The organism is Terrabacter sp. P5_B1 (genome assembly GCF_056400505.1).
On record NZ_JBFULD010000160.1, the window covers coordinates 1 to 9,418 of the forward strand.

9 protein-coding genes are annotated in these 9,418 nt (G+C 71.3%); 5 read left to right on the forward strand and 4 right to left on the reverse strand.

Annotated elements, in window-relative coordinates; translation table 11 throughout:
- The first annotated feature begins 275 nt into the window (after positions 1-275).
- The 3 genes from AC1DP0_RS12670 (at position 276) to AC1DP0_RS12680 (ending at position 2,728) form a co-directional block, all read left to right on the forward strand.
- Positions 276-1,253 (forward strand): NAD(P)H-quinone oxidoreductase, encoded by a 978-nt coding sequence (locus AC1DP0_RS12670; RefSeq protein ID WP_478084915.1) that lies wholly within the window; start codon positions 276-278, stop codon positions 1,251-1,253.
- A gap of 146 nt (positions 1,254-1,399) precedes the next feature.
- Positions 1,400-2,011, forward strand: coding sequence for a hypothetical protein (locus tag AC1DP0_RS12675; protein WP_478084916.1), 612 nt, complete (start codon positions 1,400-1,402; stop codon positions 2,009-2,011).
- Positions 2,012-2,095: 84 nt separating this feature from the next.
- Positions 2,096-2,728, forward strand: a complete 633-nt coding sequence (locus AC1DP0_RS12680; protein WP_478084917.1) for a bacterial proteasome activator family protein — start codon at positions 2,096-2,098, stop codon at positions 2,726-2,728.
- Positions 2,729-2,765: 37 nt separating this feature from the next.
- Here the strand turns inward: AC1DP0_RS12680 and AC1DP0_RS12685 are convergent, their stop codons facing one another.
- Together AC1DP0_RS12685 and AC1DP0_RS12690 are read right to left on the reverse strand one after the other, a co-directional pair.
- The gene (locus tag AC1DP0_RS12685) at positions 2,766-3,449 is read right to left on the reverse strand and encodes a histidine phosphatase family protein (protein ID WP_478084918.1); all 684 of its coding nucleotides are present in this window, start codon (positions 3,447-3,449) and stop codon (positions 2,766-2,768) included.
- Positions 3,450-3,458: 9 nt separating this feature from the next.
- Positions 3,459-3,674, reverse strand: coding sequence for a hypothetical protein (locus AC1DP0_RS12690; RefSeq protein WP_478084919.1), 216 nt, complete (start codon positions 3,672-3,674; stop codon positions 3,459-3,461).
- Between the two features lie 103 nt (positions 3,675-3,777).
- Here AC1DP0_RS12690 and AC1DP0_RS12695 point away from each other — a divergent pair, with 103 nt between their 5' ends.
- Positions 3,778-5,478 (forward strand): metallophosphoesterase family protein, encoded by a 1,701-nt coding sequence (locus AC1DP0_RS12695; RefSeq protein ID WP_478084920.1) that lies wholly within the window; start codon positions 3,778-3,780, stop codon positions 5,476-5,478.
- On the opposite strand, the gene AC1DP0_RS12700 is transcribed toward AC1DP0_RS12695, so the two are convergent.
- Together AC1DP0_RS12700 and AC1DP0_RS12705 are read right to left on the reverse strand one after the other, a co-directional pair.
- Positions 5,468-7,231, reverse strand: a complete 1,764-nt coding sequence (locus AC1DP0_RS12700; protein ID WP_478084921.1) for an AMP-binding protein — start codon at positions 7,229-7,231, stop codon at positions 5,468-5,470. The two genes, AC1DP0_RS12695 and AC1DP0_RS12700, sit on opposite strands and share 11 nt — an antisense overlap.
- A 20-nt stretch (positions 7,232-7,251) precedes the next feature.
- Positions 7,252-7,953, reverse strand: a complete 702-nt coding sequence (locus AC1DP0_RS12705; protein WP_478084922.1) for a PH domain-containing protein — start codon at positions 7,951-7,953, stop codon at positions 7,252-7,254.
- A gap of 424 nt (positions 7,954-8,377) precedes the next feature.
- On the opposite strand from AC1DP0_RS12705, the gene AC1DP0_RS12710 reads away from it, so the two are divergent.
- Positions 8,378-9,418, forward strand: a 1,041-nt coding sequence (locus AC1DP0_RS12710; protein WP_478084923.1) for an SGNH/GDSL hydrolase family protein, incomplete at its 3' end; no start/stop codon positions are given.

Genomic DNA, 9,418 nt, shown 5'->3' on the forward strand with positions numbered 1-9,418 from the left:
GCCGACGCCGGCCCTGAGCACGTGACCGAGCTCGTGGGCCGTGCTCGCCTCGCCGCCGACGACATCGCGCGCCGGCTCAGCCCCCACGCCAACGTCACTCGCCGGCGCACCCCGCCAGGCCGCGGCGGCTCCTAGGGTGCCGACAGGGACGTCCACCTCGTCGGCGGCGGCTGGGACTGCCTGCGCCCACATCCGCTCCCTCGTCGCCCCGGACCCGTCGTCGCCGGGCGGGGCCTCCGTTCGCGCGACGGCCGCAGGTCAATAGGCTCAGAACCATGCGCGCCATCACGATCCCTGAGCCCGGAGACGCTGACAGCCTCGTCCTCGCGGAGGTGCCCGATCCCGAGGTGCAGGCCGGCCAGGTGCTCATCGACGTCGTCGCCGCTGGCGTCAACCGCGCCGACGTCATGCAGCGGCTGGGCCACTACCCGCCGCCACCCGGCGCGTCGGACTACCCGGGGCTCGAGGTGAGCGGACGCGTCGCAGCGCTCGGCGAGGGCGTCGAGGGCTGGCAGGTGGGCGACGAGGTGTGCGCCCTCATCGACGGCGGGGGATACGCCGAGCGGGTGGTGGCGCCGGCCGAGCAGGTGCTCCCGGTGCCCCGGGGCGTGTCGCTCGTCGACGCCGCCGGCCTGCCCGAGGTGGCGTGCACGGTCTGGTCCAACGTCTTCCTCGTCGCCAACATCCAGCCGGGACAGGTGCTCCTCGTCCACGGCGGCAGCTCCGGTATCGGCACCATGGCCATCCAGCTCGCCAAGGCCGTCGGCGCCCACGTCGCTGTCACCGCCGGCAGCCAGGCCAAGCTCGACGTGTGCCGTGACCTCGGCGCCGAGATCCTCGTCAACTACCGCGAGGAGGACTTCGTCGAACGCGTCCGCGAGCTGACGAAGGACCACGGAGCGGACGTCATCCTCGACAACATGGGCGCCAAGTACCTCGCCCGCAACGTCGATGCCCTCGCGACGAGCGGGCGCCTCGTGACGATCGGCCTCATGGGCGGCCGCAAGGGCGAGCTCGACATGGGCAAGCTGCTGGCCAAACGCGCCGCCGTCATCGCGACCTCGCTGCGGGCTCGTCCCGCGACCGAGAAGACCGCCATCGTCGCTGCCGTCCGTGAGCACGTGTGGCCGCTCATCGAGTCCGGCGCGGTCAAGCCCGTCATCCACTCGCGTCACCCCCTCGAGCACGCCGCCGAGGCGCACCGCGAGATGGAGGCGTCGGGCCACATCGGCAAGATCCTCCTCACCACCTGACCCTTCGTCCGCAGGGCAGCCCTGTCGGGCGGAACGATCCGGCCGTGTCGGACTCGTCCGGTGACGCGCTGACGCGCCCGGGCGTACCGTCGGTCGATGGGCCGCTTCGGTCCGGAGCGACCCCCGATCCCCACGGGAGGTTCACGGTGTTCATCCAGGTCATCCAGGGTCGGTGCACCGACGCCGACGCACTCCACCGGCAGATGGACCGGTGGACCCAGGAGCTCGAGCCCGGCGCCACGGGCTGGCTGGGCGGCACGTACGGCATCACCGACGACGGCGAGTTCGTCGCAGTGGTCCGCTTCGACTCACGCGCCTCGGCCGAGGCCAACTCGGCCCGACCCGAGCAGGGCGCCTGGTGGGAGGAGACGGCGCGTCTCTTCGACGGCGAGGCCAGCTTCCACGACTGCGACGACGTCACGATGATGCTCGACGGCGGCAGCGACCAGGCCGGCTTCGTCCAGGTCATCCAGGGCCGGCTCAGCGACGCCGATCGCTTCCGGCACGCGATGGAGGAGCCGATGGACATGCTGCGCCAGGCGCGTCCGGACATCATCGGCGGCACCATCGCCATCGACAAGGACGGGTTCTTCACCCAGACGATGGCGTTCCGGACCGAGGCCGAGGCACGCGAGGGCGAGCACAAGACCCCGCCGCCGGACGCCCAGCAGATGATGGACGACATGAACTCGATGATGAGCGACGTCAGCTACCACGACCTGCACCACCCGTGGTTCGCCACGGCCGGCGCGCACTGACCGCAACACACCCGACGGACCTGGGGCCCGGGCGACCTGACGGGGGACGCACGGGCTCCGGCCCGTTGCGGCAGGATGGAGCGCATGAGCGACGACGCGAGCCGACAGGGACAGCGCCCAGACACCGACCCCACGGGCGACGACCCGCGCATCGTCGTCGTGACGCCCGACGGCATGGGCGTCGCCGAGTCGTCCCGCGACGAGCAACGGCCCGAGCACCAGGACGGCCACGACCGGTCGCACCGCGAGGAGCCGCGCGAGCGCACCAACCCGGCCGACCTCGTCGAGGAGCCGGCCAAGGTCATGCGCATCGGTTCGATGATCAAGCAGCTGCTCGAGGAGGTCCGCAACGCGCCGCTGGACGAGGCGGGACGCCGCCGCCTGGCCGACGTGCACCACCGCTCCATCGAGGAGCTCAAGGACGGCCTCGCGCCCGAGCTCGTCGCCGAGCTCGACCGGATCGCGCTCCCCTTCCGCGACGACTCCCCCAGCGACGCCGAGCTGCGCATCGCCCAGGCGCAGCTCGTCGGCTGGCTCGAGGGCCTCTTCCACGGCATCCAGACCGCTCTCGTCGCGCAGCAGATGGCCGCGCAGCAGCAGCTCCAGCAGATGCGTGCCCTTCCGCCGGGCCCCGGCGCCTCCTACGGCATGCCGCCCGGCATGCAGCCCGGCGAGCACCACCCGGGCGAGCCCGGCCCCACGGGCCAGTACCTCTAGACCGACCCAGCGAGGCGCGTATGCCGTGTGGTGGCGGTCAGAGCCAGCTGGAGCGCTCGCGCTCGGTCGGCACCACACTCGTGTCCCACTGCGTGAAGGGCGACTCGAGCCTGTAGTGGAAGTCCTTCTGCCGCAGCAGGACCACGGGCTGGGCGTTCTCCGGGTTGTCGAGCGACTCGAAGTACTCGACGCTCCAGTGGAACCACCGCATGCAGAAGAGCCGCATCGTCAGGCCGTGGGTCACGACGACGACGTTGCGCGGCGCCGCCGGCGTCTCGAAGTTCCGGTGCATCGACTCGAGGAACGTCGACACCCGGTCGTAGACGTCGGAGCCGGACTCGCCGTGGCTGAACCGGTAGTAGAAGTGGCCGTAGCGGTCGCGCTGCGCCTTCTGCTGGGCGATGTAGACCGGGTTCTGGAAGTTGGCCCAGTCCTGCTCCCGCAGGCGCGGCTCGACCCGCACGTCCCGCTCGGCGACCGGCAGGGCGAGCGCCTCGAGGGTCTCGCGGGTGCGCACGTAGGGCGACACGTAGACGTCGGCGGTCTCGCCGTCGAGCATCTGCCGGATGAGGGCTCCCGTCTGGCGTGCCTGCTCGAAACCCTTGGGCGTCAGACTGATCCGGTGGTCCGGGATCCGCTCGTAGACGGTGTCGTCGAGGTTGCCCTCGGACTCGCCGTGCCGCACGAGGATGATCCGGTTCGGTCGGTGCTCGAGGCTCACGCGGTCAGACTACGGTCGCTCGCGCCGCACCGGCGCACGCCGCGGTCGACCCCTCGCCGCCCACGGCGCGACGACGAGCACGAGCCAGGCGAAGCCGCCCGCAAGGCTCGCCACGAGGATGACGCCGCCTGTCCACGCACCGAGCAGGCGTGGCCCGAGGACGAGGAGCCCGGCATACGCCATGACGGAAGCGATGACGACGGCCTTGCGACGAGCCGACCGCATGACTCCTCCTCGCTCCGGCGCGCTGACCGGACCATCGCAGCACGCGGACGTGAACGGGTGGTGCCCTCCCGGTGACGGGTCCCGGTCCGGTTAGGGTGAGGCGATGCGACAGGTGGGGAACCTGCTGGCCGGCGACAGCCCCTGGCTGCGCCGGGGGTCGCACGTCCTCAAGTGGCTCGCGGTGCTCGTGGCCTGCTACCTCGGGGGCGTGGCCGCCACGAACCTCGCGCCCACGGTCGCGGAGACGTCGCAGTACCGTGCCGTCCTGCGCCTCGACCCGGTGCCGCGCCCCTCCCCGGTGCTGCACGCGCCGACGATCGTCGGGGACGTCGACGTCCAGTTCGCCTCTCCGCTGGTCGCCCCCGGCCTGGACGTGCAGGTGGCGGTGCGCGAGGAGATCACCAACCTCTTCACGCGCCCCAACGTCGACATCAGGGCCCTCCAACCCTCACCCGACGAGATCTCCTCGGCCATCACCCAGGCCGCGACGGGCGTCGGCATCCGGTTCCTCCTCGGCGCCACGGCGATCGCAGTGCTGCTCGCCCTCGCCTCGCACTACATGCGGCAGCGCACCACGCGCCGGCACCACGTCCTCTTCGTGGCCTCGGCGATGGTCGTCTCGACCGCGCTGACGTTCGGCGGCATCGCGCTGACGTACCAGCCGAGCCGCTTCGCGGAGTACCGCACGAGCGGCGTCCTCGGCGTCGTCCAGCGCAACGCCGGCCTGCTCGCCGACGTCGAGGCGCGCGCCAACCAGGTGACGCCCTACTTCCGCAATCTCCTCGCGGTGACGCAGGCCCTCCAGCAGAAGTACGTCGCCGGCAACGTCAACGAGCCCGTCTCGGCCCGCTTCCTGCTCGTCTCCGACATCCACGGCGCGAACCAGTACGCCCTGATGCGCACGATCATCGAGGAGGAGGACGTCGACGCCGTCATCGACAGCGGCGACCTCGTCAACTTCGGCCGGGTCCAGGAGGGCGATGCGGCCGGCCTCTACCGCTCGATCCAGTCGCTCGGCGTCCCCTACATCTTCACGAGCGGCAACCACGACCAGTCCTCGGCGAGCGACCGTGCCGTCATCACGAGACTCGCTCGCATCCCGAACGTCGTGCTCCTCGAGGACGCAGGGGGGGCGCTGCGCGAGGTGACCTTCCACGGCCTGCGCATCACCGGCTTCAACGACCCGCGCTGGTTCGGCGACGACAACGCCGACCCGACGGCCAAGGCGAAGCCCGCGGCCACGCGCTACAACGCGGCGGTCGCCGACCAGCCGGAGCCCGACATCGTCGTGACGCACGAGCCGTATGCCGTCGAACAGGTCGATCGCGGACGCCTGCTCGTCAACGGGCACATGCACTCACCGGCGATCGAGGGGAACCGGATCCAGGTCGGCACCTTCACCGGCGGTGGCGTCGTCTCGCACTACTCCGAGGGACCGGGGCAGGAGCTCGACGGGCAGCCGTACTCCTTCGACATCGCCCAGTTCGGCACGTCGTGCGAGCTGACCTCGCTGACCCGCTACTCGTTCCGCAACCTGCTCGAGGGCCGTCCCGCCTACGACAACGTCCAGGTCATCAGCGGCGCCCGGATCGACCCCTATCGTCCCGCGGCGTCGAGCGTTCAGCAGCCGGGCCAGGACCAGCCCGACCCGGCCAGGCGGATCTGCAGCCGCATCGACGAGACGACCATCCGCGCGTTGCCGCTCGCGCCGGGCGAGGCCGCCTCCCCGACCACCACGATGCCGCCGACGCCCGTCGCACCGGCCGCACCGCCCACCCGGTCCGCCTCGGCCGTCAGCCCTTGAGCTCGGGGAACTGGTCGTCGCGCCACTCGTTCTCGGGTTGGCGCGCACCGGTCGCGTCGAGGTCGTTCTCGCGGCCACGCAGCTCGACCCGGCGGATCTTGCCGGAGATCGTCTTGGGCAGCTCGTAGAACTCGATGCGGCGCACCCGCTGCCACGGCGCGAGCTTCTCGCGGGCGTGGGCGAGGATCGAGCGCGCCACCTCTGCTCCGGGCTCGTGGCCGGGGGCGAGGGCGATGTACGCCTTGGGCACCGCGAGCCGCACCGCGTCGGGTGCGGGCACGACGGCCGCCTCGGCGACGGCCGGGTGCTCGATGAGGACCGACTCGACCTCGAACGGGCTGATCTTGTAGTCGCTCGCCTTGAAGACGTCGTCGGTGCGGCCGACGAAGGAGATGTAGCCGTCGGCGTCGACCGAGGCCACGTCGCCGGTGTGGTAGAAACCGCCGGCCATCGCGTCGGCGTTGCGCTGCTCGTCGCCCTGGTAGCCGGTCATGAGCGGCACCGGGTGCTGCGAGAGGTCGAGGCAGATCTCACCCTCGCGGTTGCCGTCCGAGTCAGCCTGGGTGACAGGGGTGTTCTGGATGGGGTCGACGACGACGACCGGGCAGCCCGGCAGCGGCCGACCCATCGAACCGGGCTTGACGGTGGAGCCCGGGGTGTTGCCGACGGCGGCCGTCATCTCGGTCTGGCCGTAGCCGTCGCGGATCGTCAGGCCCCACGCCTTCTCGACCTGGGCGATGACCTCGGGGTTGAGCGGTTCGCCGGCGCCGATGACCTCGCGCAGCGAGCCGGGGCCCGCGGAGAGGTCGCTGTTGATGAGCATCCGCCACACGGTCGGCGGCGCGCAGATCGAGGTGACCTCGTGGGTGTGCAGCACGCGGAGCAGGGCGGCCGGGTCGAAGCGGCTGTAGTTGTAGACGAAGGCCGTCGCCTCCGCAGCCCACGGGGCGAAGAACGAGGACCACGCGTGCTTGGCCCAGCCGGGGCTGCTGATGTTGAGGTGCACGTCGCCGGGCTGCAGGCCGATCCAGTACATCGTCGAGAGGTGCCCGACGGGGTAGGACCGCTGGGTGTGCTCGACGAGCTTGGGCCGGCTCGTCGTGCCGGACGTGAAGTAGAGCAGCATCCGGTCGTCGGGGGCCGTGCCCGGGTGCTCGGTGGGTCCGACCTCTTTCCGGAATGCGGACTCGAGGCTCTCCCAGCCGTCCGTGGCGGTCCCAGCGGGGTCGGCGCCACCGACGGCGACGCGGACGTAGTCACCCTGCACGTCGTCGAACTTGTGCACCTCCGWGGCGTTCGTGATGACGGCGCGGGCCGCGCCGCGCTCCATCCGGTCGACGAGGTCGCCGGGCCCGACCGCCGTCGTCGTCGGCATGACGACCGCGCCGAGCTTGATGACGGCGAGCATCGACTCCCAGAGCTCGACCTGGTTGCCGAGCATGAGGACCACGGAGTCGCCGCGACCGACCCCGAGCGCGGAGAGGTGGGCGGCGACCTGGTCGGAGCGCCGGGCCATCTGGTCGTAGGAGTACGAGCGTGACGACTCGTCCTGCTCGACGATCGTCAGGCAGGCGCGGTCGTTGCCGCGCGCGATGGCGTCGAACCAGTCGACCCCCCAGTTCCAGCGGTCCCCGACGTCGGGGAACCTGAACTCCCTCACCGCGCGGGCGTGGTCACCCCGCAGGGCGAGGAGCTCGTCACGGGCGGCCCGGTAGGCCGCGGTCACACCGGCTTCGTCGACAGCGGGGGTCATCCCCCGACGATGCCACACGATCAGAGCGGCTGGTCGTTCCCGTCGCCGAGGTCACGCGGGCGCCGCCGCTCCTCGGCGAGCTCGGGCCGCTGGCGCGGGATCGCCCTCGAGTCCGCGGCGTACCCGTCCTCGGCGTACCCGTCCTCGGCAGAGCCATCCTCGGCAGCCGCGTAGGCCGGGTCGGAACCCGGCGCGTCCAGGCCGCCCCGGCCGTGTGCGCGCCGGCGCAGGTCGTCCTCGTCGATGAGGCGGTTGATGAGCTGCTGGACCTCGTTGCTGCGCGGGATGTTCGCGAGGTTCTCGTCGGGGCTGTCGCCGGCGGACTCGATGTGGAGGGAGCCGGAGCGGATGATTCGGTCGAGCACGGTCTGCTGGAAGCTCACGTCGGTGATCTTCGAGAGCGTGATGTCCTTGCCGTTCTTCGTCAGGATGCCGCGGCGCACCATGACGCGGTGCGAGGTGATGACGTAGTGGGTGGTGCGCCAGCGCAGGTAGGGCACGACGAAGGCCGGGATGGCGACGAGCACGAGCACCGCGACGGCGATCCACTGGATCCGGTTGCCGGTCTCGTCGTCCGGCGTGACGACGGCGATGAAGATGCAGGCGGCGGCGAGCAGCAGGCCGAAGATCGTCGGCGCCACCACGGTCAGCCAGTGCGGGTGCAGGTCGCGCTCGACCTTCTCACCCTTGGCCAGCACGTTCTCCGGGAAGCCCACGGTCATCCTCCTGTCGTCACGGCCTCGATGAACCATGAGTACCCGTTCAGCCTAGGCGGAACCACGGTGCGTGCGGATCGTGCCGCAGCTCGCCACGAAATGCGATGACCGCCAAGGTCCACTGGCCCGATCGGCGCCCCGGCCGCGGTCGCGTCCGCAGTCGACATGGGGACCCTCTTGTCCTGGTTCAGGCGCTGTCCTGGCCGGCGCCGCTCGCCTTCATGCTGCGGCGAGCGGTCACCCGCGACATCACCCAGCAGGGTGACGCCCTCGGGACCCGGTCGCCCCCGGTTCGGCTCGCGGCCGGATGGAAGTGCCCCTAGTGTCCGATCTTGGGACGTGCGAGCGGGCACCTCGTGGTCGGGCGCCGGCCCCACGCGGTTGCAGTGCCCCAGCGTCAGCAGGCCTTCCACCCACCAAGGAGTGCGTCGTGAAGAGCAGGTCCGTCATGTCCTCCCGTCGTCGGCGCGCTCTCGGGGCCGGCCTCTCCGTCCTCGTCGGCGTCGGCGCCGCCCTCACCCTCGGCCCACCGGCGGTGGCAGCCGGCACCAGCTATGTCGCTCTCGGCGACTCGTACTCGTCCGGCACCGGGACCCGCTCCTATCTCAGTGACGGGACGTCGTGCCAACGGTCGGTCTACGCCTATCCCGCGCTCGACGCCGCGGCGCTCGGCCTCACGCTGAGCTTCCGCGCCTGCTCCGGCGCGACGGTCGCCGACGTGACGAACACCCAGCTCTCGGCGCTGTCGAGTGCGACGGCATACGTCACGATCTCGGTGGGCGGCAACGACGCCGGCTTCAGCAGCGTGCTGACCACGTGTGCCCAGCCGAGCTGGGCCAGCAACTGCAACGGCGCCATCGACACCGCGCAGGCGACGATCAACACCAAGATCCCGGGCCGTCTCGCGACGCTCTACTCCTCGATCCGGGCGAAGGCGCCGAACGCCCGGGTCATCGTCGTGGGCTACCCCCGCATCTTCAACGGTGAGGACTGCAACGCCCTCACGTGGTTCTCGCCGACGGAGGAGTCCCGCCTCAACGCGACGGCGGACCTGCTCAACTCGAAGACGGCGACGGCGGCCTCCAACGCCGGCTTCACCTTCGTCAACCCGACGTCGAGGTTCGTCGGGCACGCCGTCTGCGACAACGTCGAGTGGCTCAATGGCCTGTCGAGCCCGGTCACGGAGAGCTACCACCCCGACGTCGCCGGCCACCGGGACGGTTACGCCGTCCTGACGAAGCCGGCGTTCGGGCTGGCGCTCGCGCTCTCGCCAGCCAGCGCCGAGGCGAAGGCCGTGGCCTCCGCCGGCTCCCTGGCCCGGGACGCGAGGCGGTATGCCGCCGTCGACCGCACCATCCAGCCGGAGCGATTCGTCGCTCCCGACCTCACGTCGCCCGCCACTCGCGCCGCCGCGGCCCGAGCGGGAGTCGACCTGAGCAGCCGCGCGAGCATCGACGCCGCCGACCGGATC